26 protein-coding genes and 1 tRNA gene are annotated in these 23,544 nt (G+C 60.1%); 6 read left to right on the top strand and 21 right to left on the bottom strand.

Annotation, left to right across the window (positions count from 1 at the left end):
* The first annotated feature begins 1 nt into the window (after position 1).
* Together AACV02_RS25150 and AACV02_RS25145 are read left to right on the top strand one after the other, a co-directional pair.
* Positions 2-1,333: an LLM class flavin-dependent oxidoreductase gene (locus AACV02_RS25150; protein WP_119742686.1), complete on the top strand. Its 1,332-nt coding sequence runs from the start codon at positions 2-4 to the stop codon at positions 1,331-1,333.
* Complete coding sequence (locus AACV02_RS25145) at positions 1,330-2,262, top strand: sulfonate ABC transporter substrate-binding protein (RefSeq protein ID WP_119742684.1); 933 nt, start codon at positions 1,330-1,332, stop codon at positions 2,260-2,262. The genes AACV02_RS25150 and AACV02_RS25145 overlap by 4 nt, the downstream gene beginning before the upstream one ends.
* A 429-nt stretch (positions 2,263-2,691) precedes the next feature.
* Here the strand turns inward: AACV02_RS25145 and fecE are convergent, their stop codons facing one another.
* The 6 genes from fecE to AACV02_RS25115 all read right to left on the bottom strand — a co-directional run bounded on the left by fecE (position 2,692) and on the right by AACV02_RS25115 (position 9,346).
* Entirely contained in the window at positions 2,692-3,483 is a 792-nt protein-coding gene (fecE, locus tag AACV02_RS25140; protein WP_119742682.1) for a Fe(3+) dicitrate ABC transporter ATP-binding protein FecE, read from the bottom strand.
* A 4-nt stretch (positions 3,484-3,487) separates the two neighbouring features.
* Positions 3,488-4,456 (bottom strand): FecCD family ABC transporter permease, encoded by a 969-nt coding sequence (locus tag AACV02_RS25135; protein WP_106580544.1) that lies wholly within the window; start codon positions 4,454-4,456, stop codon positions 3,488-3,490.
* Entirely contained in the window at positions 4,453-5,442 is a 990-nt protein-coding gene (gene fecC / locus AACV02_RS25130; protein ID WP_106580543.1) for an iron-dicitrate ABC transporter permease FecC, read from the bottom strand. Before fecC ends, AACV02_RS25135 begins: the two co-directional genes overlap by 4 nt.
* A 2-nt stretch (positions 5,443-5,444) precedes the next feature.
* A complete protein-coding gene (locus AACV02_RS25125; RefSeq protein ID WP_372239742.1) occupies positions 5,445-6,359 on the bottom strand; it encodes a Fe(3+) dicitrate ABC transporter substrate-binding protein FecB in 915 nt (304 codons plus the stop codon).
* Between the two features lie 341 nt (positions 6,360-6,700).
* The gene (locus AACV02_RS25120; RefSeq protein WP_119742678.1) at positions 6,701-9,106 is read right to left on the bottom strand and encodes a TonB-dependent receptor; all 2,406 of its coding nucleotides are present in this window, start codon (positions 9,104-9,106) and stop codon (positions 6,701-6,703) included.
* A gap of 96 nt (positions 9,107-9,202) precedes the next feature.
* The gene (locus AACV02_RS25115) at positions 9,203-9,346 is read right to left on the bottom strand and encodes a hypothetical protein (RefSeq protein WP_177413711.1); all 144 of its coding nucleotides are present in this window, start codon (positions 9,344-9,346) and stop codon (positions 9,203-9,205) included.
* Positions 9,347-9,525: 179 nt separating this feature from the next.
* Here AACV02_RS25115 and AACV02_RS25110 point away from each other — a divergent pair, with 179 nt between their 5' ends.
* Entirely contained in the window at positions 9,526-10,152 is a 627-nt protein-coding gene (locus tag AACV02_RS25110) for a CatB-related O-acetyltransferase (protein WP_119742676.1), read from the top strand.
* Positions 10,153-10,231: 79 nt separating this feature from the next.
* On the opposite strand, the gene AACV02_RS25105 is transcribed toward AACV02_RS25110, so the two are convergent.
* The 9 genes from AACV02_RS25105 to thrS form a co-directional block, all read right to left on the bottom strand.
* Positions 10,232-10,308, bottom strand: a tRNA-Pro gene (locus tag AACV02_RS25105).
* A gap of 90 nt (positions 10,309-10,398) precedes the next feature.
* Entirely contained in the window at positions 10,399-10,755 is a 357-nt protein-coding gene (locus AACV02_RS25100; protein ID WP_003174972.1) for a MerR family transcriptional regulator, read from the bottom strand.
* Positions 10,736-11,038, bottom strand: a complete 303-nt coding sequence (gene ihfA, locus AACV02_RS25095; protein WP_002553164.1) for an integration host factor subunit alpha — start codon at positions 11,036-11,038, stop codon at positions 10,736-10,738. Before ihfA ends, AACV02_RS25100 begins: the two co-directional genes overlap by 20 nt.
* A gap of 3 nt (positions 11,039-11,041) precedes the next feature.
* Positions 11,042-13,420 (bottom strand): phenylalanine--tRNA ligase subunit beta, encoded by a 2,379-nt coding sequence (gene pheT, locus AACV02_RS25090; protein ID WP_119742674.1) that lies wholly within the window; start codon positions 13,418-13,420, stop codon positions 11,042-11,044.
* A 26-nt stretch (positions 13,421-13,446) separates the two neighbouring features.
* Entirely contained in the window at positions 13,447-14,463 is a 1,017-nt protein-coding gene (gene pheS / locus AACV02_RS25085) for a phenylalanine--tRNA ligase subunit alpha (protein WP_003192486.1), read from the bottom strand.
* Positions 14,464-14,572: 109 nt separating this feature from the next.
* On the bottom strand, positions 14,573-14,929 hold the full coding sequence (gene rplT / locus AACV02_RS25080; protein ID WP_053257052.1) for a 50S ribosomal protein L20: 357 nt from the start codon (positions 14,927-14,929) through the stop codon (positions 14,573-14,575).
* A 30-nt stretch (positions 14,930-14,959) separates the two neighbouring features.
* Positions 14,960-15,154, bottom strand: a complete 195-nt coding sequence (gene rpmI / locus AACV02_RS25075; protein ID WP_002553160.1) for a 50S ribosomal protein L35 — start codon at positions 15,152-15,154, stop codon at positions 14,960-14,962.
* 60 nt (positions 15,155-15,214) lie between these two features.
* Entirely contained in the window at positions 15,215-15,766 is a 552-nt protein-coding gene (infC, locus tag AACV02_RS25070; RefSeq protein ID WP_015884933.1) for a translation initiation factor IF-3, read from the bottom strand.
* A complete protein-coding gene (thrS, locus tag AACV02_RS25065) occupies positions 15,766-17,688 on the bottom strand; it encodes a threonine--tRNA ligase (protein WP_119742672.1) in 1,923 nt (640 codons plus the stop codon). Before thrS ends, infC begins: the two co-directional genes overlap by 1 nt.
* 369 nt (positions 17,689-18,057) lie before the next feature.
* On the opposite strand from thrS, the gene AACV02_RS25060 reads away from it, so the two are divergent.
* Both AACV02_RS25060 and AACV02_RS25055 read left to right on the top strand, forming a co-directional pair.
* On the top strand, positions 18,058-18,369 hold the full coding sequence (locus tag AACV02_RS25060) for a hypothetical protein (RefSeq protein ID WP_119742670.1): 312 nt from the start codon (positions 18,058-18,060) through the stop codon (positions 18,367-18,369).
* A gap of 292 nt (positions 18,370-18,661) precedes the next feature.
* Complete coding sequence (locus AACV02_RS25055; RefSeq protein WP_003234260.1) at positions 18,662-18,874, top strand: cold-shock protein; 213 nt, start codon at positions 18,662-18,664, stop codon at positions 18,872-18,874.
* 74 nt (positions 18,875-18,948) lie between these two features.
* Here the strand turns inward: AACV02_RS25055 and AACV02_RS25050 are convergent, their stop codons facing one another.
* Together AACV02_RS25050 and AACV02_RS25045 are read right to left on the bottom strand one after the other, a co-directional pair.
* The gene (locus AACV02_RS25050; RefSeq protein ID WP_106580536.1) at positions 18,949-19,269 is read right to left on the bottom strand and encodes an I78 family peptidase inhibitor; all 321 of its coding nucleotides are present in this window, start codon (positions 19,267-19,269) and stop codon (positions 18,949-18,951) included.
* Between the two features lie 143 nt (positions 19,270-19,412).
* Positions 19,413-19,718, bottom strand: a complete 306-nt coding sequence (locus AACV02_RS25045) for a hypothetical protein (RefSeq protein ID WP_106580535.1) — start codon at positions 19,716-19,718, stop codon at positions 19,413-19,415.
* Positions 19,719-19,875: 157 nt separating this feature from the next.
* Between AACV02_RS25045 and AACV02_RS25040 the strand changes: the two genes are divergently transcribed.
* Positions 19,876-20,088, top strand: a complete 213-nt coding sequence (locus AACV02_RS25040; RefSeq protein ID WP_119742668.1) for a hypothetical protein — start codon at positions 19,876-19,878, stop codon at positions 20,086-20,088.
* A 33-nt stretch (positions 20,089-20,121) separates the two neighbouring features.
* Here AACV02_RS25040 and AACV02_RS25035 read toward each other — a convergent pair whose 3' ends face one another.
* The 4 genes from AACV02_RS25035 to AACV02_RS25020 are packed head-to-tail and all read right to left on the bottom strand — an operon-like array spanning position 20,122 to position 23,541.
* A complete protein-coding gene (locus tag AACV02_RS25035) occupies positions 20,122-21,150 on the bottom strand; it encodes a nucleoside hydrolase (RefSeq protein WP_106580533.1) in 1,029 nt (342 codons plus the stop codon).
* A 26-nt stretch (positions 21,151-21,176) separates the two neighbouring features.
* On the bottom strand, positions 21,177-21,581 hold the full coding sequence (gene rbsD / locus AACV02_RS25030) for a D-ribose pyranase (protein ID WP_106580532.1): 405 nt from the start codon (positions 21,579-21,581) through the stop codon (positions 21,177-21,179).
* The gene (rbsK, locus tag AACV02_RS25025; RefSeq protein ID WP_119742665.1) at positions 21,578-22,495 is read right to left on the bottom strand and encodes a ribokinase; all 918 of its coding nucleotides are present in this window, start codon (positions 22,493-22,495) and stop codon (positions 21,578-21,580) included. Before rbsK ends, rbsD begins: the two co-directional genes overlap by 4 nt.
* Before the next feature lie 23 nt (positions 22,496-22,518).
* A complete protein-coding gene (locus AACV02_RS25020; RefSeq protein ID WP_119742663.1) occupies positions 22,519-23,541 on the bottom strand; it encodes a LacI family DNA-binding transcriptional regulator in 1,023 nt (340 codons plus the stop codon).
* Positions 23,542-23,544 lie beyond the last annotated feature (3 nt).

Below are 23,544 nucleotides of genomic sequence, written 5' to 3'. Positions count from 1 at the left end.
CATGAGCCGTCAATTGAAACTCGGCGCCTTTCTCATGGCCACCGGGCACCATGTCGCCGCCTGGCGCCACCCGGACGTGCCGGCCAACGCCGGGCTGGATTTCGCCCAGTACAAACGCCTGGCGCAGATCGCCGAGGCGGCCAAGTTCGACGCGCTGTTCGTGGCCGACAGCATTGCCGCCGCCACGGGTGAGATCGCCAGCCAGATGGCGCGTTCGGATCACTTCGAGCCGCTGACGTTGCTCTCGGCGTTGAGTGCGGTAACGGCGCATATCGGTCTGATCGCCACGGCGACCACCAGCTACAACGAGCCCTACCACGTGGCCCGCAAATTCGCCTCGCTGGATCACCTGTCCGGCGGGCGCGCGGGCTGGAACCTGGTGACCTCGGACAATGCCGCCGAGGCGCAGAATTTTGGCCGGGACGAACACCTGGGCCATCGCGAGCGTTACAGCCGGGCGCGGGAATTTCATCAGGTAGTGACCGGGCTGTGGGACAGCTGGGAAGACGACGCTTTTGTGCGCAACAAGGCCAGCGGCCACTACTATGACCCGGCGAAATTGCATGTGCTGGACCACGTCGGCGAGCATTTCCGGGTCAAGGGTCCGTTGAACGTGGCCCGCTCTCCGCAGGGCCAGCCGGTGGTCGTGCAGGCGGGTTCTTCCGAAGCCGGCCGGGAGCTGGCCGCGCAGACCGCCGAGGTGGTGTTCACCGCGCAAACGTCGCTGGCCAATGCGCAGGCGTTTTATGCCGACCTCAAAGGGCGCCTGGGCGGCTATGGGCGTGAGGCCGACGCGCTGAAAATCATGCCCGGCGTGTTTGTGGTGGTGGGGCCAACCGAGGCTGAGGCACAGGCGAAATTCGAGGCGTTCCAGGCGTTGGTCGAGCCCGAGGTGGGCGTGGCCTTGCTGGGGCGGATGCTGGGTAATTTCGACCTGTCCAAATACCCGTTGGACGGGCCGTTGCCGTCGCTGCCATTGACCGACAGTGGGCAACGCAGCCGCCAGCAATTGCTCAGTGACCTGGCGAGCCAGGAGCAACTGACGCTGGCACAACTGGGCCGGCGGATTGCCGGTGGTCGCGGGCATTACAGCCTGATCGGCACGCCGCTGCAGATTGCCGATGAGCTGCAACGCTGGTTCGAAAACGGTGCGGCCGACGGTTTCAATATCCTGGTGCCGCATTTGCCGGGAGGGCTTGAGGATTTTGCCCAATGGGTGGTGCCCGAGCTGCAGCGGCGCGGCCTGTTCCGGACCGAATACACCGGCAGCACACTCAGGGAACACCTCGGTTTAGTCCGCCCGGAGAATCGTTTCAAGGCGGCTCAGGCATGAAAATCCCTTTGCTGTTGCTGACTCTGCTGGCCGTCACCCACACCGCGCTGGCGGCCGACCCCGCCACCCTGCGCATCGGCTATCAGAAAGGCTCTATCGCCCTGGTGCTCGCCAAGGAACATGGTTTGCTGGAAAAACGCTTTGCGCACACCGCGGTGAAATGGGTCGAATTCCCCGCCGGCCCTCAGATGCTCGAAGCGCTGAACGTGGGCGCACTGGATGTAGGCTCTACCGGCGATATCCCGCCGCTGTTCGCACAAGCGGCCGGTGCCGACCTGGTCTACATCGGCGCCGAACCGCCCAAGCCAACCGCCGAAACAATCCTGGTGCGCAACGACAGCCCGCTGCACTCGGTTGCCGACCTCAAGGGCAAGAAAGTGGCGTTCCAGAAGGGCTCCAGCGCCCACAACCTGATCCTGCGCGCCTTGAATAAAGCCGGCCTGCGCTATCAGGATATTCAACCGGTGTACTTGCCCCCGGCCGACGCCCGCGCCGCGTTCGAGCAAGGTAGCGTGGACGCCTGGGCGATCTGGGAACCCTATTCGTCATTGGCGTTGAGCCAGAGCCCGAGCCATCTGCTGGCCAACGGCGAGGGCCTGGGTTTGTCGGGGCCGATGTACACCGCGCGGCGTGAGTATGCGCAGGCGAACGGCGCGTTTATCCATGCGCTGCTGGGTGAACTCAGTGCCGCTGAAGCGCTCACCCGCAGCCAGCGTGAAGACAGCTTGAAGGTGCTGACCGCCTTTATGGGCCTGCCTGCCGAGGTGATTGCCCGCTATATGGATAACCGCCCGCCTTCGCCGATCCTGCCGATTGACGAGACGATTGTGCAGGCACAGCAGGCGACGGCGGATCTGTTTTATCAGAACCGTTTGTTGCCCAAGGCCATTGAAGTGAAGAAAGCCGTGTGGAGCGTTCAAGCCAACTGAGGCCCAGCCGTGCGGGAGCGGGATTGCTCGCGAACAGCGCGTGTCAGCCAACACATCAGGTGACTGACCCACCGCATTCGCGAGCAAGCCCGCTCCCACAGTTTTTGACTGCATGTCACATCAAGTTATCCGGGCACGGCGGTCAGTAGCAGGCTAAACACGGTCAACCTGTGGGAGCTGGCTTGCCTGCGATAGCGGTGGATCAGCCAACCTACTTAGCACTGACCCACCGCTTTCGCAGGCACGCCAGCTCCCACAGTTTTTGACTGCATTTCACATTAAGTCATCCAGGGCACGGCGGTCAGTAGCAGGCTAAACACGGTCAACCTTTGGGAGCTGGCTTGTGTGCGATAGCGGTGGATCAGCCAACCTACTTAGCACTGACCCACCGCTTTCGCAGGCACGCCAGCTCCCACACTTTGAATGACGTCAGGCTTGATTTCGGGTGCTTTTTTCCACGAGGCACATCGGTGTGCCGGCCACCGGCTCGCGCATGATCTGCACCTGCACATCGAATACTTGACGCATCAGTTCGGCGCTGATGACTTCGGCGGGCGCGCCGTGCGCGACCAGTTTGCCGCCGTGCATCACCGCCAGGTGGTCGGCATAGCGGCAGGCCTGGTTAATGTCGTGGAGCACGGTGATTACGGTCTTGCCTTCGGCGGCCAGTTCGCCCATCAGGTCGAGCAGTTCGACCTGGTGACTGATGTCGAGGTAGGTGGTGGGTTCGTCGAGCAGCACCACCGGTGCGTTCTGCGCCAGCACCATGGCCAGCCACGCGCGTTGGCGCTGGCCTCCGGACAAGTCCGCCAAGGCGCGGTCGGCCAGGGCGTCGAGTTCCAGGCGCTGCATGGCTTGTGTCACGTGGGCCTGGTCGTTGCCGCTCAGGCGCCCCCACAGCGAGTTGTGCGGGCTGCGGCCGTAAGCGATCAGTTGGCGCACGCTGACGCCCTCCGGCACCGGCAACACCTGGGGCAAAAATGCGATCTGTTGTGCCAGTTGGCGGGCGGACAGGCTGGCGTAGGCGTCATCCCCCAACGTCAACTCGCCCTGGGTTGGCTTGAGGATGCGCGCGAAGGCCTTGAGCAAGGTGGACTTGCCGCAGCCATTGGGCCCGATCAACGCAGTGACGCGCCCCGGTGGCGGCGCGAACGACAACCCCTGCACGATGCGCGTGGCGCCGTAGCCGATGTCGAGTTGATGTGCTTTTAAAATGCTCATGTCATCAGCCCTTGAACCGTGCCAGCAACCAAAGAAAGTACGGCGCGCCGATCACCGCCGTCAGAACCCCCGCAGGGATTTCGCTGGGCGCGATCAATGTGCGCCCGAGGGTGTCGGCCAGCACCAGCAACAGCGCGCCGATCAGCATCGCCGCCGGCAGCACATACAGGTGATGCCCGCCGACCAGCCGCCGCGCCATGTGCGGCGCGACCAGGCCGATAAACCCAATCGGCCCGATCACCCCCACGCCCAGGCTGGTCAGGACCACCGCGCACGCCATCGCCAGCCAACGCGTGCGGGTCAGTGCGGTGCCCAGGCTGTGGGCGGCTTCGTCACCCAGGGCGATCAGGTTCAGCGGTTTGGCCAGGCACAGGCCCAACGGAATCAGCAGCAGAAACGGCAGCACCAGCGCCACGTGGTGCCAGTTGCGGCTCCACAGACTGCCGGTCAATGCGAGCAAGGCGGTGTTGATATCCAGCGGATGGGAGAGGATCAGAAACTCGGTCACGCTGGACAAAGTGACCGCAATCGCCACGCCCGACAGCGCGAAACGCACCCCGGAAAAACTCACGCCGGTGTTGTACAGCGCGAGCAGCAAGGCGCCTCCGGCACCGCCGAGGCAGGCCACCAGGGGCAGCCAGGCAATCGGCATGTGCGGCCAGCCGATGATCGCCACCGTCAACGCCAGCCCGGCGCCCTGAGTGACGCCGAGGATTTCCGGCGAGGCCAGCGGGTTGCGAATCACACCCTGGACGATCGCCCCGGCCAGGCCGAACGCGCAGCCGGCGAGGATGGCGATCAGGCTGCGTGGCAGGCGATGGTTCCACACTTCGAAGTCGAGGGCGTTGTGGGCCAACAGGCGGTCCAGCACCGTTTCCGGCGTGAGCCACACCGTGCCGGCACTGAGGCTGACACCGGTCGCCACCAGCAACATGCCGAGCAGCAGCCATAGGCGCAATCGGGGTTGGCTCATAGCGCGCGCCTGGCAAGAAAGAGGAAGAACGGCGCACCGATCAGCGCGGTCACCACACCCGCCGGGGTCTCCACCGGAAAGGCCACGGCGCGGCTGAGCAGGTCGGCGCCGAGTACGATCACCGCGCCCAGGGCCGCACTCAGCGGGATCAGCCAGCGGTAGTCATTGCCGAGAAATTGCCGAATGATATTCGGCGCGATCAGCCCGACAAAACCGATGGGGCCGACGGCGCAGACGCTGGCCCCCACCAGCAACAGGCTGGCGAAAAATACCTGCAGACGCAGGCTGGCGATGCCCACGCCCAGCGAGCGTGCAGCGTCTTCGCCCAGGTTGATCAGGTTCAGGCGCGGCGCGCACCACAGCGCCCACAGGCCGCCGATCAAGGTGCAAGGCCAGAGTAATTGCACCTGTGCCGCGCCGACGTTGGCCAGGGAACCGGCCAGCCAGTTCAGCACGCTCTGTGCCTGAGCCTCGACCAGAATCACCGTGAGCCGGGTCAATGCTGCGCACAGCGCCGCCACGGCCACGCCGGCCAATACCAGCCGACCTTGAGCAGTGGTTGGCGACCACGCACCGCCCAGACTGAATACGGTGACCCAGGCCAATGCGCCGCCCACGCAGGTCATCAACAATGCGCCGCCGGCAAAGGGTGGCGCGACCAAGCCGGTCGAGAACAATGCCAATCCGAGCGCGGCACCCGCCGTTACGCCAAACAGCGACGGCGATGCCAGACGGTTGCGGGTAATGCCCTGCATCAGCGCACCGGCCAGGCCCAGGCAGGCCCCGACCAATGCCGCGCATACCGCTCGCGGCACCCGCAACTGGGCGACGATATAGGCCATATTGCCGCCCACGCTGCCCTGATGAACCAAGCCATTCCAGGCATCCGCCGCCGTGATGGTGAACGGTGACCAGCTGTACAAAGAGAGCCAGAACACTAAAGCGCCCAGCAGCACGATACTCGCTGCCGCGAGACTTCGGCCCATGCTTATTGGCTCAGTACGGCTTTGCCGCCTTTGAGAATTGCCAGGGCGTCTTCGGCGATTTGCTCCGAGGCCAACACACCGCGATTGCGCGCCCAGCTGTCGCCGTCGACTTCGGCCACATGGTGGTTACGCACCGCACCGAGCACTTGCCACAGCGGTTGCTTGCTCCAGGTGTCGACGATGCTTGGGCGGCGGTAGTGGCCGACCAGCAACCAGCCCGGGTCCAGCGCGAGCAATTGCTCCAGGCTGACAAACTCGGTGGGGGCGGCTTTGGCGCGCACCGACGGGACTTTCAGGCCGATGGCCTGCAGCACGCTGCCGGCGTAGGAGTCCGGGCCGTGCACGGAAAAGCTGTCTTCCCGGGCGACGCCAAACAGCACGCTGGCACCGGTGGGTATCTGCTTGGCAATTGCCTGCAAATGCTCGCGGTTCTGCGCGATACGCGCCTCCATCTGCGGGCTTTTGCCCAGGGCCTTGCCGATCAGCTCGGCGGATTTGAGGCTGCCCTCGTAATCCTCACCGCGCGAAGGCAACAGCAAGGTTGGCGCGATGCTCGACAGGTCGCTGTACAGCGCCTGGTGACGATTGAGATCGGCGACGATCAGGTCCGGCTTGAGCCGGGCGATTTCCTCGATGCTCGGCTGCGAGCGCAGGCCCACGGATGTCCATTGGCCGATGGCCTGGCGCACGCGCGGCAACACTCGGTTGGCGTCGCCATCATCGGCAGCGCCTACGGGCGTAACGTCAACGGCGGCGAGGCTGTCGAGAAAGGAAAACTCCAGCACCACCACGCGCTTGGGCGCATCCGGCAAGTGCACTGCGTGCTGGCCATCATTGAGGTCGATGGGCGCGGCGCTTAACACACTGGATGAGAACGCCAGGAGGCAGGCGGCAAGGGTCGGGATGGAGCGCAACATTCGCATGACAGGGACCTCGGCGTTGGAACACCCCGGCTGGACAGGCTGGGGAAAACGGCGGGTACTATTCCATATCAGGGCGATGCAATCAAAAAACATTCTTATTAACGCTTTTTCATTTACAGGCGCTGTACACATCCTGTGGGCAGTTGGGCGGCTGTGGCGAGCGGTGACCGGTGTGGCGAGCGGGCTTGCCCCGCGTCGGCCTGCGCAGCAGCCCCTATACAGTCACCGCAATTTTTTCAGTCAGAACGCATTGGCAGGTTTTGGGGCCGCTTCGCAGCCCAACGCGGGGCAAGCCCCCTCGCCACATCAAGCCCGCTTGCCTTCAAGTTGCGCAGTCAGAAGTCGACGGTGGCCGAGAGCAAGTACGTGCGCGGCGTCGACAGGGTCAATCCCGGTTCGCTGTCATCCGAGGCCCCGGCCGAGCTCCAGTAGCGTTTATCGGCGACGTTTTCGATATTGGCGCGCAAGGTGATGTGTTTGTCATCCACCTTGAAGGCATAACGCGCACCGACGTCGATACGGTTCCAGGCGTCAATTTCTTTCACATTGGACTGATCCAGGTACTGCGAGCTGGAATAAATGCCCCGGCTGGTCAGGGTCAAACCCTCGAGCGTCGGCACATCCCATTCCGCCCCCAGGTTCACGTTGTACTTGGGCGTGGCCGGTGCGCGGTTGCCGTCGTACGCACCGTTGGTGGTATGGGTCAGCTCGCTGTCGATGTACATCACGCCACCGAGCAGGCGAAAGCCCTTGAGCGGCTCGCCAAACACACTCAGCTCCACCCCGTCGTTCTGGCGTTTGCCGTTGGGGCCGAACACCCGCGTGGTCGCGTTGGTTTCATAGGCTGGCTGCTTGATGCGGAATACGGCGGCGGTAACAGCAAAGGCGCCCGCGTCGTATTTGGCACCGACTTCGACCTGCCGGCTGATAAACGGCGGGAAGATTTCGTCTTCGTTGATCGAGGTAGAAGGTGCGATTTTGCCTTGGCTCAGGCCTTCCATGTAGTTGGCATACAGCGACAACGTGTCGGTGGCCTTGAAGAGGATGCCACCCGACGGCGAAATTTTTTCCTCGTCATAGGCGGTGTCACCTTTGACGTTGTCGGTCCAGTCGTCCACCTTCACCCGCTGCCAGCGCGCGCCAAGGGTCAGCAGCAATCGGTCGTCGAAGAAACCCAGGGTGTCGGACAGCGCGACACCGCTGAACTTATTCTCTGTGTAGACCTTGGAATCAAAGCGCGTCGGCCGCGAGGGGGTCGGGGTTTGCACCGGATCATAGAGGTTACTTGGCGCCGCCGCGTAGCGCGCCCCGCCGTTTTCAAAGTCCATATAGAAGTAGCTGGCAGCCAGGTTGAGCTCATGGCTGACGGGGCCGGTGTGGAACCAGCTGCGCATGCCCGCCGTGGCGGTGCGCACGTTTTCGTCGCGGGTAAAGTCACGCGGCTGCACGCTGAAATCCCCGGCATTGTTGGTGACGGACACGGCGTGGCGCAGGAAATCGTGATTACTTTTACGCGCGCCGACACCGCCGTAGAGCATCACGCTATCAGTGAGGTCGAACTCGCCGTTGACGGTACCGAACGTGTCATCGGTGCTGGCCTTGCTCCAGGGTTGCGCGTAGTTGCGGCGCACATCGCTGGCACTCGGCACGCGGGCATTGGGGCCGATCTGCACACGCTCCTGCGGGGCATCGGTGTCACGCTCGGTGTGACCGATGTCGGTAGAAAGGCGCAGGCGTTCACCACGAAAATCCAGGCCCAGAACGGCCATCTCACGGTCGACGCTCTGGTGGTCCCATTCGGTGTCGCCGGACTGCTTCACGCCGTTGAAACGGATGCCGAATTTGTTGTCCTCACCAAAGCGCCGGCCCACGTCCACCGCGCCGCCGGCCTGGCTGTCGGAGGCCCAGGTGCCGGTGAACGAATTGATGTCTTTGTCGGTGGCGCGCTTGGGCACCACGTTGATTCCGCCGCCGACGCTGCCGCGCGGTGAGATGCCGTTGATCAACTGGCTCGGGCCCTTGAGGATATCGACGCGCTCGGCCATTTCCATGTCGATGGTGTACGTCGGCAACACGCCGTACAGGCCGTTGTAGGCCACATCACTGTTGAACAGACTGAATCCGCGAATGGTGAACTGCTCATAGCGTCCACCGGCCGGGTTGGTGGCGCGCACTGAAGGGTCGCTGGCGATCAGGTCGCCGAGGGTGCGGGCCTGCTGGTTCTTCACCGCTTCCTCGGTGTAGGTGGTCATGCTGAACGGCGTTTCCATGAAGTCCCGCGAACCGAGCAAGCCCTGCGAGCCACGACGCGCCACTTGGCCGCCGGCGTAGGTATCGCCGCCCTCCTGCCCGGTGCTGCCGATGATTGAAGTCGGCGCCAATTGCAGGCTGCTGCCGTCGGGCGCCGGCACCAGCCTGTATGCCTGCTCACCCATCGGTTGCAACTGCAGGCCGGAGCCTTGCAACAAGTAAGCAAAGCCCTCCTCCACGCCATATTCGCCGGCCAGGCCGCTGCTGCTGCGACCGCTGACCAACGCAGGATCTACCGACAGATTGACCCCCGACAGCCCGGCAAAACGGGTCAAGGCTGCGCTCAGGCTGCCGGCCGGCACCTGGTAGCTGCGCCGAGCACTGCTGTCTTCGGCATAGCTGATCGGGACGAATAATGGGCTGGCACTGAGGCTCAGCATCAAGCTCAAGTTCAATAACGGGCGCAGGCGCAAAGGTGGGACGGCGGGCATTGGCGGAAGCTCTCGATTTGATTCACTTGCCATGAATGACAGGCGAGGTGAAAAAAAGGGACAGGCTTCGGCCATTTTTTTCAGGCAGTAAAGCGCTCAACTGACCGGTACCTCCGGCCCCAGCTTGACCCGGTCCAGCGTCATCAGAGCCTTGAACCACTTCAGGTTGGGGTGCTCGGCGAAGATCCGGCGGGCCAGCGCCTGGTATTTCTGCAGGCTGGCGACATTCAGTATCAGCACGACATCCACGTCGCCCGTGGCGCAGTGATGGGACTGTCGCTGTTGGCGGTGCCTGGCGGTTAAGCGCTTACGTGTCAGGGTTATCCCGGCAAATACCCTGGGTATTTTCGTCTTGCATAGAAGCCACCCATTGCTCAGGATGGCGGCCTGATTTCAACCTCTGCAAGAAGGCTCGACGCATGAAACTATTGCGTAAATGGCGCGAACACCAAGCGCGCAAGGCATTACGCGCGCTCTCCCCCCTGGAGCGTTCGACGCAAAAACTGCGCAACCGTTACCCCGACTACAGCTTTGGCATCGGCACCTACGGAGACCTGAAGGTTCACGACTGGCATGAAGGTACGACCTTGCGCGTAGGCGCCTACACGTCCATTGCCGGCAACGTCGAAGTGTATCTCGGCGGCCACCATCGCACTGATTGGCTCAGCTGCTATCCCTTCCCGGCCAAGGTTAAAAGCCTCGCGCACATCACTGATTTTGGTGGCAGCAAGGGCGACGTGATCATTGGCAATGATTGCTGGATCAGCTCGCACGCGAAGATTCTGTCCGGCGTCACCATCGGCAATGGCGCGGTCGTCGCGGCGGGCTCGATTGTGACCAAGGACGTTGCCCCTTACGCCATCGTGGGCGGCAACCCCGCCAAACATATCCGCTGGCGCTTCGATGAGCCCACCCGCCAGATCCTCGAACAGTCCGCCTGGTGGGAATGGCCGGAAACCGAGGTGCGGGCGATCGCTCATTTGCTCTGCAGCACGGATATCGACCCGTTTGTGGATTACCTCAAGCAGCGCGCCACCGACGCCTGACGCGTGCCGACAGGCAGCCACGCAAAACTAGCGCGCATGAAAAAGCCCAACCTTTTCAGGTTGGGCTTGATCAAGAATATGGTCGGGACGGAGTGATTCGAACACTCGACCCCTAGCACCCCATGCTAGTGCGCTACCGGACTGCGCTACGCCCCGACTAGGCGTGTTACTGGGTTCGCTTCGTTACGAAGCGATCCGGAATATACCGCAAGCTTTTGAAATGTGGAAGTATTTTAAAAGCCGACGTTATTTCTTCAAAACCACCAGCACATCTTCGAGTTCGGAGATCATCTGGCGGATCAGTTGCTTGTATTGGGTGGTGTCGTCTTTGGCTTCATCACCGGACATGCGCTGGCGCGCGCCACTGATGGTGAACCCCTGGTCGTACAGCAACGCACGGATCTGTCGGATCATCAGCACATCCTGGCGCTGATAATACCGACGGTTCCCGGTGCGTTTGACGGGGTTGAGTTGAGGAAACTCCTGCTCCCAATAGCGCAGCACGTGCGGCTTGACCGCACAAAGCTCGCTGACTTCACCAATGGTGAAGTAGCGTTTGCCTGGGATGACGGGTAGTTCGTCGTTATGACTTGGTTCCAGCATAAGCCTCAACTCGGGCCTTCAACTTCTGCCCTGGACGAAAGGTGACCACACGGCGAGCCGTGATCGGGATTTCTTCTCCCGTTTTTGGATTGCGGCCAGGCCGCTGGCGTTTGTCCCGCAGGTCAAAATTGCCGAAACCGGACAATTTGACCTGCTCGTTGTCTTCCAGAGCGTGCCTGATTTCTTCAAAAAACAGCTCGACCAATTCCTTGGCTTCGCGTTTGTTCAGACCCAGCTCTTCGTACAGACGTTCCGCCATCTCAGCTTTCGTCAAAGCCCCCATACGTCACTTCCTTAACGTGGCGTTCAACCTTTGTTCGAGCGAGGTGAGGATATTTTGTGTCGTGGTATTCACCTCATCGTCATTAAGAGTGCGCGATGGATGCTGCCAGGTCAAGCCAACTGCAAGGCTTTTTCTATGCGGATCAATGCCTTTACCCTGATAGACGTCAAATAGCCTGAGGTCTGTCAGCCACTCCCCTGCATTTTCACGGATTACATCCAGAACGGCAGTGGCGGCGACTTCGCGATCGGCGATCAGGGCCAGGTCACGACGCACTTCAGGGAAGCGCGACAACTCGCTGAATTTAGGCATCTTGCCCGACGCGACTTCCGCCAAGACTAGCTCAAAAACGAATACCGGACGGTCCAGACCGAGGGTTTTCGACAACTCCGGGTGGATGGCACCTACGTAGCCCACCAGGCGCCCTTCGCGTTCGATACGCGCAGTCTGGCCCGGATGCAACGCTGGGTGGCTGCCCGGCACGAACGTGAAATCGTCGAGCGCGCCAGCAAAGCCCAATACTGCTTCCACGTCAGCCTTGACGTCGAAGAAGTCCACGGCGTCGCGGCCTTGGGCCCAGCCCTCAGGCAGGCGGCTGCCGCACACCACGCCAGCCAGCATCGGCTCTTGTTTCAGGCCGTCGAGTTGGCCGACAAAACGCAGGCCGCTTTCGAACATGCGCACGCGGTCTTGCTGACGGTTCAGGTTGTGGGACAGTGCCTTTACCAAGCCCGGCCACAACGACGAACGCATGGCCGCCATGTCGTTCGAGATCGGGTTGGCCAACAGCAGTGGCTCGACGCCAGGGTTGAACAACTCGAACTGTTTAGGATCGATGAAGCTGTAGGTCACCGCCTCCTGGTAGCCACGGGCGACCAGCAGGCGACGCAACTCCGGCAAGTGCGCACGGGCCTCAGCTTTAGGCTGCGGCGCCAGGCGTGCTTGCGGGTAGCGAACCGGCAGGCGGTTGTAGCCATACAGCCGGGCCAGTTCTTCGATCAGGTCAACTTCCAGGCTGATATCGAAGCGATGGCTTGGCACTTCAACGTGCCACTGCCCTTCCCCGCCCGCGGTAATGCTCAGGCCGAGAGCCGACAGCAGCTGCTCGATTTGAGCCGGCTCAATCACCAGGCCGAGCATTTGCTCAACGCTCTTGGCGCGCAGGGTGATCGGAGCAACGGACGGCAGGTGCTGCTCGTTCACGGTTTCGGTGATCGGGCCAGCTTCGCCGCCGGTGATTTCCAGCAGCAGGCCAGTGGCGCGCTCCATGGCTTCACGGGCCAGCTTCCAGTCCACGCCACGCTCATAGCGGTGCGAGGCATCGGTGTGCAAGCCGTAGGAACGGGCCTTGCCAGCGATGGCGATCTGATCAAAGAACGCGCTTTCGAGGAAAATATCGCGAGTGGTCGCGGACACACCGCTGTGCTCGCCACCCATCACGCCGGCAATCGCCAGGGCCCGGGAATGGTCGGCGATGACCAGGGTATCGGCGCGCAGGCTGACTTCCTGGCCGTCGAGCAAGACGAGCTTCTCGCCTTCTTCGGCCATGCGTACGCGGATGCCGCCATTGATTTCGGCGAGATCGAACGCGTGCAGCGGTTGGCCCAGCTCCAACATCACGTAGTTGGTGATGTCGACGGCAGCGTCGATGCTGCGTACGTCGGCGCGGCGCAAGCGCTCAACCATCCACAGCGGGGTTGGCCTGGAAAGGTCGACGTTGCGGATGACACGGCCGAGGTAGCGTGGGCAAGCGTTTGGCGCCAGCACTTCGATCGGGCGTACTTCCTCGTGCACGGCAGCTACTGCGGCAACCACAGGACGGGTTACCGGTGCGTTGTACAACGCACCTACTTCGCGGGCCAGGCCAGCGAGGGACAGGCAATCGCCGCGGTTCGGGGTCAGGTCGACCTCAATGCTGGCGTCTTCGAGCTCCAGGTAGACACGAATGTCCTGGCCCACTGGCGCGTCGGCCGGCAGTTCCATCAGGCCATCGTTGCCCTCGCCCACTTGCAGTTCAGCCTGGGAGCACAGCATGCCGTTGGATTCAACGCCACGCAGCTTGGCTTTCTTGATCTTGAAGTCGCCTGGCAGTTCGGCGCCGATCATGGCAAACGGAATCTTCAGGCCCGGGCGCACGTTTGGCGCTCCGCATACGACCTGGAAGGTTTCGGTGCCATTGCTGACTTGACACACGCGCAATTTATCAGCATCAGGGTGCTGCTCGGTGCTCAGCACCTCGCCTACGACCACGCCGCTGAAAACACCGGCGGCCGGCGTGACGCTATCGACCTCAAGACCGGCCATCGACAGACGAGCAACCAGCTCGTCGCGATCTACCTGCGGGCTTACCCAGCCACGCAGCCATTGTTCACTGAATTTCATCCTGCTCTCCTAAAGATTCGTTACGACTAGCGAAATTGCGCGAGGAACCGCAAGTCGTTGTCGAAGAACAGACGCAAGTCGTTCACGCCGTAACGCAGCATGGCCAGACGCTCAACGCCCATGCCGAAGGCAAAGCCCGAGAACTCTTCCGGGTCGATCCCGGACATGCGCAGCACGTTAGGGTGAACCATGCCGCAGCCCATCACTTCCAGCCAGCCGGTCTGCTTGCAGACGCGGCAGCCTTTGCCGCTGCACATCACGCATTCCATGTCGACTTCAGCGGACGGCTCGGTGAACGGGAAGAACGAAGGACGGAAACGCACCGCCAGCTCTTTCTCGAAGAACACCCGCAGGAATTCTTCGATGGTGCCTTTGAGGTCGGCAAAATTGATGTCGCGATCAACCAGCAGGCCTTCGACCTGGTGGAACATCGGCGAGTGGGTGATATCCGAGTCGCTACGGTACACACGGCCTGGGCAGACGATGCGGATCGGCGGCTTGTTCGCTTCCATGGTGCGGACCTGTACCGGCGAGGTATGGGTGCGCAACAGCATGTTTGCGTTGAAATAGAAGGTGTCGTGCATCGACCGGGCCGGGTGATGGCCTGGGATGTTGAGCGCCTCGAAGTTGTGATAGTCGTCTTCGACCTCAGGGCCTTCGGCAATGCCGTAGCCGATGTGGGTAAAGAACTGCTCGATACGTTCCAGAGTTCGGGTGATCGGGTGCAGACCGCCCGAGGCCTGACCACGGCCAGGCAGGGTCACGTCAATGGACTCGGCGGCGAGTTTGGCCGCAAGATCGGCCTCCTCGAGCGACGCCTTGCGCGCATTGAGAACCTCTGTGACACGCTCCTTGGCAACGTTGATCAGCGCACCGACTTGCGGACGCTCTTCAGCCGGCAAATTCCCCAGGGTCTTCATCACCTGAGTCAATTCACCTTTCTTGCCAAGGTAGTGAACCCGGATTTGCTCCAGGGCATTTACATCTTCAGCGCTTTGCACAGCCTCAAGGGCTTGAGCGACGAGCGCGTCCAGGTTTTCCATGTACAGACTCCAGATACAAAATAGGGGAAGAGCTTGAAGGCTCTTCCCCTATTTATGACGTTTACCACCGTGGGCTACAGGAGTAGCCCAAGGTGACTGTCGGGGGTACTTAAGCCAAGGTGGCTTTAGCTTTCTCGACAATCGCAGCAAACACCGCTTTATCGTTCACGGCCAGTTCAGCCAGAACCTTACGGTCGATTTCGATGGACGCTTTTTTCAGGCCAGCGATGAAACGGCTGTAGGACAGACCGTTAACACGAGCACCAGCATTGATACGAGCGATCCACAGAGCGCGGAACTGACGTTTTTTCTGACGACGGTCACGGTAGGCGTATTGGCCTGCCTTGATTACCGCTTGCTTGGCAACACGGAATACGCGCGAGCGTGCGCCGTAGTAGCCTTTAGCGAGTTTCAGAATTTTTTTGTGACGTTTACGGGCAATGACGCCACGCTTTACACGAGCCATGAGTTACTTCCTCTAGTCTTGATCCAAAAATTAACGAAGGCGCAGCATGCGCTCGACTTTTGCCACGTCAGACGGATGCAGCAAGCTGCTACCGCGCAGTTGACGCTTACGCTTGGTCGACATTTTGGTCAGGATGTGGCTCTTGAAAGCGTGCTTGTGCTTGATACCGTTAGCAGTTTTCAGAAACCGCTTAGCAGCACCACTTTTAGTCTTCATCTTTGGCATGTTCGGATACTCCGCATTCAGTTGATAAACATAATCAGAAGGCCTGCCGTGCCCTGTTGATTACTTCTTCTTTTTCGGGGCGATGACCATAATCAGCTGGCGTCCTTCCATCTTAGGATGCTGCTCGACGGAACCGTACTCCAGCAGGTCAGCTTCAACCCGCTTGAGGAGTTCCATCCCCAGCTCCTGGTGGGCCATCTCACGGCCGCGGAATCGCAAGGATACCTTGGCCCTGTCCCCATCACTCAGGAAACGTACCAGGTTGCGCAGTTTTACCTGGTAATCCCCTTCCTCCGTCCCTGGACGAAACTTGATTTCTTTTACTTGAATCTGCTTCTGGTTCTTCTTCGCTGCGGCAACCTGCTTCTTCTTCTCGAAGATCGACTTGCCGTAGTCCATCACCCGGCAAACGGGTGGGATTGCATCGGCGGAGATTTCCACCAGGTCCAATTTGGACTCTTCAGCAATACGAAGCGCTTCATCAATCGAGACGATGCCAATCTGCTCGCCGTCAGCGCCAATTAACCGAACCTCGCGTGCCGAGATATTCTCGTTGATCGGGGCTTTCGGTGCAGCTCGTTTATCTTGTCTCATTTCACGCTTAATAATAATTACTCCGAATCTGGGCGACCACGCCGGGAAACCGCTTGCGCGAGGAACTCAGCGAACTGGGCGACGGGCATCGAGCCCAGGTCAGCACCTTCACGAGTACGCACAGCGACAGTCTGCATCTCGACTTCCCGATCTCCGATAACCAAAAGATAGGGGACCTTGAGCAAAGTATGCTCGCGGATTTTAAAGCCGATCTTTTCATTTCTCAAGTCGGACTTGGCACGAAATCCGCTTTCGTTGAGAGTTTTTTCAACTTCAGCTGCAAAATCTGCCTGTTTATCAGTGATATTCATGATCACTGCCTGAGTCGGAGCCAGCCACGCAGGGAACGCACCCTCGTAGTGCTCGATCAGGATTCCGACAAACCGTTCGAACGAGCCAAGGATCGCTCGGTGCAACATAACCGGGTGTTTGCGGCTGTTGTCTTCGGAGACGTATTCGGCTCCCAAACGGATCGGCAGGTTAAAATCGAGCTGCAAAGTACCACATTGCCAGACACGACCAAGACAATCTTTCAGCGAGAACTCGATTTTCGGACCGTAGAAGGCGCCCTCACCCGGCTGCAGATCGTACGCAAGGCCCGCGCTGTCTAGGGCGGCGGCCAGTGCAGCTTCGGCGCGATCCCACAGCTCGTCGGAGCCGACGCGTTTTTCCGGACGAGTGGACAACTTCATTTCGACTTCGGTGAAGCCGAAATCGCGATAAACGTCCATGGTCAGCTTGATGAACGCGGCGGATTCAGCCTGCATCTGCTCTTCGGTGCAGAAGATGTGGGCGTCGTCCTGAGTGAAACCGCGCACGCGCATAATGCCGTGCAGTGCACCCGACGGCTCGTTACGGTGGCAGGCACCAAACTCGGCCAGACGCATCGGCAACTCGCGGTAGCTCTTCAAGCCCTGGTTGAACACCTGCACGTGGCATGGGCAGTTCATCGGCTTGATGGCGTAGTCGCGGTTTTCCGACTGAGTGGTGAACATGTTGTCGGCGTAGTTGGCCCAGTGCCCGGACTTTTCCCACAGGCTGCGGTCAACGACCTGCGGAGTCTTGATCTCCAGGTAGCCGTTTTCGCGTTGAACCTTGCGCATGTACTGCTCAAGCACCTGGTACAGGGTCCAGCCGTTCGGGTGCCAGAACACCATCCCAGGCGCTTCTTCCTGGAGGTGGAACAGGTTCAGGCGCTTGCCGATCTTTCGATGGTCACGTTTTTCGGCTTCTTCAATGCGCTGGATGTAGGCCGCCAGCTGCTTTTTGTCAGCCCAGGCAGTGCCGTAGATCCGCTGCAGTTGCTCGTTCTTCGCGTCGCCGCGCCAGTAGGCGCCGGACAGCTTGGTCAGCTTGAACGACTTGAGGAAGCGCGTATTCGGCACGTGCGGGCCACGGCACATGTCGACGTATTCTTCGTGGTAGTACAGACCCATCGCCTGCTCGTCCGGCATGTCTTCTACCAGACGCAGCTTGTAGTCTTCACCACGCGCGGTGAACACATCAATCACTTCGGCGCGCGGCGTGACCTTCTTGATTACGTCGTAGTCTTTTTCGATCAGCGCATGCATGCGCGCCTCGATAGCGGCCAGGTCGTCCGGCGTGAAGGGACGCTCGTAGGCGATATCGTAATAGAAGCCTTCATCGATGACCGGACCGATCACCATTTTTGCGGTGGGGTACAGCTGTTTGACCGCATGGCCAATCAGGTGCGCGCAAGAGTGGCGAATGATCTCCAGCCCCTCTTGATCCTTGGGCGTGATGATTTGCAGGCTGGCGTCGCTGGTGATCAGGTCGCTGGCGTCAACCAGCTTGCCGTCGACTTTGCCGGCTACGGTGGCCTTGGCCAGGCCTGCACCGATGGACGCGGCGACTTCGGCTACAGATACCGAATGATCGAATGAACGTTGACTGCCGTCGGGAAGAGTAATAGTTGGCATGGCGCCTCCTCTCCTAGTGGTGACCCCTACCAAAGGTCACGTGGGTTGGGATGAGCCAGTACAAGATCCAACACCAGGCCGTTCAATGATGAACGCCTGCCTTACAGCGGCAGGAGCCTTTCGGCCAACCGATAATCGAACCAGAGTGACTGGAGTGAGCTAAAAAGAACATGGCAAGGCGGCAATTTGGCACGCCTGTAAATAGCCAGGCCGAGGATGCTAGCACAGATGAACGGTCATAGCGCTGGCGCCGACTTTCTGAAAAGACAAATTCCAGGCTTTATAGGTGCAAAAGTGAACTTGAGCTGTACGCCATGCCTCAAACACACCGAGAATCGCTGTTCGTCCTCGACCCAAAGGAGCATCCACATGATGCGTTTCACCTCGACCCTCGCTCTCGCTGCTTCCCTGGCCTTCCTGTCGCTTGGCGCCCAGGCAGCCGCCCCATCGAACTGGCCAAACGGCGCTCGCGACAACTTCATCAAAGATTGCAGTTCGGCAGCCCAGCAAAGCGTGGACGCCAAAACTGCCAAAGACCATTGCGAATGTGGCGCTGACAAGATCAACGCCGAATTGAGCACCGCTGAGATCAAGGAGCTCATGACCAACCAGAACGCAGATCCGGCGCTTAAGAACAAAGCTGTCGCGGCTATTTCGTCCTGCAAAGTCGTGAAGAAATAATCAGAACGATCACTGATCAGACGGCCGTCGCGCTGAAAAAACAGCCCAAAAATTGCCATTTCGCACAAATTACGCAGCTTTTACGGCTTTTTTTAACAGCTGATATTTCGCACCAAAGCCCCGTAGATCGGGGCTTTCAGCCAGCCCAGGCAGTAAATGCAACGCTATTGATTAGCAAACAATGCCTTGGGGGGGCTCCCAAGTCGAACATTTCGACTATGATAGCCAAGTGTGCCCAGTTGGCCTGAGCAGCACAGCACTACTGAAAATATATGTTTCTTGGAGATACACCATGTCTAATCGCCAAACCGGCACCGTTAAATGGTTCAACGATGAAAAAGGCTTCGGCTTCATCACTCCTCAAGGTGGCGGTGACGACCTGTTCGTACACTTCAAAGCTATCGAAAGCGACGGTTTCAAAAGCCTGAAAGAAGGCCAAACCGTTTCCTTCGTGGCTGAGAAAGGCCAAAAGGGTATGCAAGCTGCACAGGTTCGCGGCGAGTAATTCTCCGCTGAGCTAAAAAAAACCCCGTCCATGTGACGGGGTTTTTTATGGGCGCTACAAAAGCCGCGAAGTTCTTAGCCGCAGTTGACTCGTGTGATCACCAGATTGTCATCGGTGTTCAGGTTCAGGCGGTCGGAACGGTATTCCAGGGTGATCATGTCATTAGGCTTGAGGATACGTGCGTTCTGCGCACCGGCACGTGTACGCGCCTGTTCCAGCAATTGGGGCGAGGCTTTCTGGCCGATCGCGAACTCGGCGGCCTTAGCCTCACAGCGGCTATGACCGGCATCGGCCACGGCGGCGTCTTTGGCTGGCTCAGAGGTACCCGGGGTGCTGCAACCCGCCAACGCGAATGCTGCCAACAAAGTACCGAATGATGCGAGCTTCCAAGGCATGAAGCCTCCTATGATAAAAATGGACAGAGATCGTGCGACAGCGATCCGGGGGATTGGTTTCAAGACGTGAATCGCCCGCGGGCAAGTCTGCCTGACTCAGGCCGAGCATTCGCTCGGTCAATCGTCACCAGATATGAATGTATTCAGTAGATGTCGATGTAGTCGAACGGCGGGTTCGGCCAATTCTGCTTGAGCGCGTTGAATATCTGCATGACCCAGACTTCATCACTGGCCGCCACGTTACCGACATAACCGGAGCCTTTGGCCCAGGTCTCAAGGCGAAACAGCAAGCCGGCGATATCAGTGCCGCCCACCACGCCTGACGAAATGTAGGCAATCCCGGCCTTGGTCACACGCAACTGGGTATGCTCGTCATCGCTGGCGCTGGCCAGCAACTGACGAACAGCTTCCAGCGTCAGGTTCTCGGGGTTGTTCAAATCGATCTGCACCTGGCGTTCCCCAGCAATTAAACAGAGGCACAGTGTCGCACAGCACATGCCTCATGCCTAAGTAGCAGTGCCAAACGCTGCCCAAAAATGGTTAACTGCGCCGGTAAGAGCCGCGTTTTAGCGCACTGCCCAGTACTTCCAACTCCGCGAGACCCCCATGACCACTGTTACCCTCCAAGCCGACATCAAAGCCAAGTGGCCCCAAGGACAAAGTTCCTACAGCCCCGGAAGCCCGGAGGAGTTGGCAATCATCGGAATCGACCTGCTGGTCAAGGAACTCGGCACTCGGGCTGCACAGGCCTTCATCGGTCAGGTATTCGAAAAATACCCGCCCGATCACATGGGCGCACACAACCCCGCGCGCGAATAAGAACCGGCCGGCGAACGCCGACCGGCCTACACATTACTTCAGACGCGCCAGACGCTCGGTCAGCAGATCGAAGAAGCCCTGAGCATCGCCGTTCTCGACCCAAAAGGCATTTTTCGGCTGCTTCAGGCCGTCGTACCAATCGACGATGGTCTGGCCGAAGGTCGGGCCTTCACGGCTGTCTACCACCACATTGACTTCACGGCCGCTGAACAGCTCAGGTTTGAGCAGGTAGGCAATAACGGTAGCATCGTGAACCGGGCCGCCTGGAATGCCGTAGTGCTCCATATCGCCTTTGACGTATTCATTCAGAATATCGCCGACAACCTTGCTCGCGTTGTTGTTGATATCGGCGATTTGCTTGAGGCGCGCCTCACTGGTCAACACCTTGTGGGTTACGTCCAGTGGCAGGTAAGTCAACTTGACGCCGCTTTTGAGCACGACCTCAGCCGCAATAGGGTCGGCAAACAAGTTGAATTCGGCCACCGGCGTGATATTGCCGCCATTGAAATGTGCACCGCCCATCACCACCACTTCCTTGATGCCTTGGGTGATTTCCGGAGCCTGGGTCAACGCCAGCGCCAGGTTGGTCTGTGGGCCAAGCATGGCGATGGTAATGCTGTGGGGCTTGGCGGTGCTCAGGGTCTTGATCAGGTAATCAACGGCATTGCCTTCGGCCAGGCCTTTTTTCGGCTCGTGCACGGTGACGCCCGAAATACCCTCTTTACCGTGAATATTCTCGGCGTAGATCGGTGTGCGCAGCATCGGTTTTGGCGCCCCTGCGTACACCGGGATATCCTCGCGCCCTGCCCATTCGCGGGCCAGGCGCGCATTGCGAGAGGTTTTGTCGAGGCGCACGTTACCGGCGACGGTGGTCAGCGCACGAATATTCAATTCCTGTGGAGAGGCCATTGCAAAAAGCAAGGCCACTACATCATCAGCACCCGGGTCGGTATCGATGATCAGGTCGATTTTTTCCGCCGCGTGGGCGCTGGCTGCTGTGAGCGCGGACAAAAGCAGGACACTCCGAAACAGGTTTTTCAGGGATGGAAGACCACGTTGCATGAAACACTCCTTGTCGTAGGAAAACTCTAGAAGGTTACGCCGGAGACCAGCGCGATATTGCAATAAGGCTGGCACTCGCCGGTGCGCACGACGGCGCGAGCCTTGCGGCTCAGTTGCTTGAACTCTTCGTGGCTGACCAGGCGTCGTTCGCCCAGTGCTGCCTGCTCGGTCAGGGTGTTGAGCTCTGTGAGTGCAGGCGGTTGCTTGAGCAGGATTTCTTCGGCCAGCACGTGGCTTTCCACCTGCATCTCGCTGAGCACAATGCGCAGGGTGCTGATGAAGTCAGGAATACCTTGGGTCAGCGCCAGGTCGATCAGCTCGACACCCGGCGGCACGGGCAAGCCGGCATCGCCGATCACCAGGACGTCACCGTGACCGAGAGACGCAATCACACGCGACAGGGCAATATTGAGCAGCGGTGTCTTTTTCATGAGGGCACAAAACCTTGAATGTCGTGCAGCTTGGGAATAGAGGGTTGCGCACCAGCGCGAGTCACAGACAGTGCTGCGGCCACCTGACCAAAGCGGATGGCCTCGGCTTCGCTCTTGCCATTGGCGAGCGCGGCGGCAAACCCACCGACAAAGGTGTCGCCCGCCGCCGTGGTGTCTACCGCCTTGACCTTGGGCGCCACCAGATGCTCAAAGCCGTGGCCATCGGCAAACAATGCGCCCTGGGCACCGAGGGTGATGATGACCTTGCCCGCGCCTGCCTTGATCAACTGCGTCGCAGCGACTTTGGCACTGTCAAGAGAGTCGACCGTCACGCCGCTTAAGGCGGCGGCTTCACTTTCATTGGGAATCAGGTAGTCAATCGAGGCGTACCATTCGGCCGGCAAAGGGCCGCTGGCGGGTGCCGGATTGAGGATGACCGTCTTGCCCAGTTCACGTCCGCGTTTGAGGGCCTGACCCACCGTGTCCATCGGCGATTCCAGCTGGCAGACGATGACGTCGGCGGCCTGCAACACTGCGTCAGCCTGTTGTAACGAGGCTGGTGTCAGCGCACCGTTGCCGCCGGCCACGATTACAATCGCGTTCTGACTACTGTCATCCACCACAATCAAGGCCACGCCGCTGGAGCCGTCTACCGTGCTTACGGCCTGGCAATCAATGCCTTCCACCACCAGCGCATCACGCAACTGGGCGCCGTAGGCATCCGTGCCGACACAGCCAATCATCGCCACATCAGCGCCCAGACGCGCAGCAGCCACCGCCTGGTTGGCGCCCTTGCCGCCGGGGACGGTAGAGAACGTTTGGCCGATCAGGGTTTCACCGGCACGCGGCAACCGACTGGCGCGGGTGACCAAGTCCATGTTCAAGCTGCCTATTACCACTACTTTTGCTGGCATACATCAGTACTCATCAATTCGGTTCAGCGGTATTGGGCGAACACACCGGCGACCGGCGCCGTTGACTCACGCAAAACAATACTCGGCGTCACGATACGTTGATCGATCGGCAGTTGGGGGGTTGCAATTCTTCGCAGCAAAAGCTCGGCCGCCGTTTCGCCCAGTTGCACGATCGACTGACCGACCGTGGTCAGCGCCGGGTAAACGTAACGGCCCATTTGAATGTCATCGAAACCAATCACCGACAAATCGCCGGGCACGCGAATATTGCGCTCTGCCGCAGCACGCAACACGCCAAAACCGATCATATCGTTACTGGCGAAGATCGCGCTCGGTGGATTGTCCGCCAGCAACTGCACGGCTGCGGCATACCCGCCGGTGCTGGTGAAGTCGCTCTCTTGAGTGCGATTGACCGCCACTTGCACACCCGCCTCACGCAGCGCCCGGTGATACCCCGCCAGACGCATTTGCGCCACGCGGGTGTGGCCGGGGCCGCCAATGCAGGCGATGTCGCGATGACCGAGTTCAAGCAAGTGCCGGGTCGCCAGGTAGGCGCCCTCCTCGTGGTCGATGCGCACCAGATCGACATCGATACCATCCAGTGCACGGTCGACGATCACCATAGGCGTGCGCACCGCGCTCAAGCCAGCGGCGAGGCCACTGTCGTCGCCTCCCACCGAGGTCACGATCAAGCCGTCGACGCGCTTTTCGAGCAACACGCGCAAGTAGCTGCGCTGTTTTTCAGCGTTGTCGTCGGAGTTACAGAGGATCACGCAATAACCATTACGCTCGCAGTAATCCTCGATCCCGCGGGCTAACTCGGCAAAATACGGGTTGAGGCTGTTCGGCACCAACAGGCCGATGGTGGCGGTGGTCTTGGCCTTAAGCGATCGCGCGACCGCACTGGGCACATAGTCGAGCTGCTTGATCGCAGCTTCGACCTTGATCCGCACAGGCTCACTCACCGGCCGCGTCTTGTTCACCACGTGTGACACAGTGGTGTAGGAAATACCCGCAAGCGCTGCCACATCCTTGATCGTTGCCATGGC

The sequence above is a fragment of the Pseudomonas sp. Larv2_ips genome, from assembly GCF_963879675.1.
Classification (GTDB): domain Bacteria; phylum Pseudomonadota; class Gammaproteobacteria; order Pseudomonadales; family Pseudomonadaceae; genus Aquipseudomonas.
Note: the sequence above shows the minus strand (reverse complement) of the source record. Positions and strands in the feature narration are given on the sequence as shown.

Bases quoted from the DNA above. Each gene is read 5' to 3' on its own strand.
- rbsD (WP_106580532.1), bottom strand. From the start codon at position 21,581: ATGAAAAAGACACCGCTGCTCAATATTGCCCTGTCGCGTGTGATTGCG.
- AACV02_RS25050 (WP_106580536.1), bottom strand. From the start codon at position 19,269: ATGCCTTGGAAGCTCGCATCATTCGGTACTTTGTTGGCAGCATTCGCG.
- fecC (WP_106580543.1), bottom strand. From the start codon at position 5,442: ATGGGCCGAAGTCTCGCGGCAGCGAGTATCGTGCTGCTGGGCGCTTTA.
- AACV02_RS25055 (WP_003234260.1), top strand. From the start codon at position 18,662: ATGTCTAATCGCCAAACCGGCACCGTTAAATGGTTCAACGATGAAAAA.
- rpmI (WP_002553160.1), bottom strand. From the start codon at position 15,154: ATGCCAAAGATGAAGACTAAAAGTGGTGCTGCTAAGCGGTTTCTGAAA.
- AACV02_RS25100 (WP_003174972.1), bottom strand. From the start codon at position 10,755: ATGCTGGAACCAAGTCATAACGACGAACTACCCGTCATCCCAGGCAAA.
- rplT (WP_053257052.1), bottom strand. From the start codon at position 14,929: ATGGCTCGTGTAAAGCGTGGCGTCATTGCCCGTAAACGTCACAAAAAA.
- AACV02_RS25120 (WP_119742678.1), bottom strand. From the start codon at position 9,106: ATGCCCGCCGTCCCACCTTTGCGCCTGCGCCCGTTATTGAACTTGAGC.
- AACV02_RS25060 (WP_119742670.1), top strand. From the start codon at position 18,058: ATGATGCGTTTCACCTCGACCCTCGCTCTCGCTGCTTCCCTGGCCTTC.
- AACV02_RS25040 (WP_119742668.1), top strand. From the start codon at position 19,876: ATGACCACTGTTACCCTCCAAGCCGACATCAAAGCCAAGTGGCCCCAA.
- rbsK (WP_119742665.1), bottom strand. From the start codon at position 22,495: ATGCCAGCAAAAGTAGTGGTAATAGGCAGCTTGAACATGGACTTGGTC.
- pheT (WP_119742674.1), bottom strand. From the start codon at position 13,420: ATGAAATTCAGTGAACAATGGCTGCGTGGCTGGGTAAGCCCGCAGGTA.
- AACV02_RS25125 (WP_372239742.1), bottom strand. From the start codon at position 6,359: ATGTTGCGCTCCATCCCGACCCTTGCCGCCTGCCTCCTGGCGTTCTCA.
- fecE (WP_119742682.1), bottom strand. From the start codon at position 3,483: ATGAGCATTTTAAAAGCACATCAACTCGACATCGGCTACGGCGCCACG.
- thrS (WP_119742672.1), bottom strand. From the start codon at position 17,688: ATGCCAACTATTACTCTTCCCGACGGCAGTCAACGTTCATTCGATCAT.
- ihfA (WP_002553164.1), bottom strand. From the start codon at position 11,038: ATGGGGGCTTTGACGAAAGCTGAGATGGCGGAACGTCTGTACGAAGAG.
- pheS (WP_003192486.1), bottom strand. From the start codon at position 14,463: ATGGAAAACCTGGACGCGCTCGTCGCTCAAGCCCTTGAGGCTGTGCAA.
- AACV02_RS25135 (WP_106580544.1), bottom strand. From the start codon at position 4,456: ATGAGCCAACCCCGATTGCGCCTATGGCTGCTGCTCGGCATGTTGCTG.
- AACV02_RS25150 (WP_119742686.1), top strand. From the start codon at position 2: ATGAGCCGTCAATTGAAACTCGGCGCCTTTCTCATGGCCACCGGGCAC.
- AACV02_RS25035 (WP_106580533.1), bottom strand. From the start codon at position 21,150: ATGCAACGTGGTCTTCCATCCCTGAAAAACCTGTTTCGGAGTGTCCTG.
- AACV02_RS25110 (WP_119742676.1), top strand. From the start codon at position 9,526: ATGAAACTATTGCGTAAATGGCGCGAACACCAAGCGCGCAAGGCATTA.
- AACV02_RS25020 (WP_119742663.1), bottom strand. From the start codon at position 23,541: ATGGCAACGATCAAGGATGTGGCAGCGCTTGCGGGTATTTCCTACACC.
- AACV02_RS25145 (WP_119742684.1), top strand. From the start codon at position 1,330: ATGAAAATCCCTTTGCTGTTGCTGACTCTGCTGGCCGTCACCCACACC.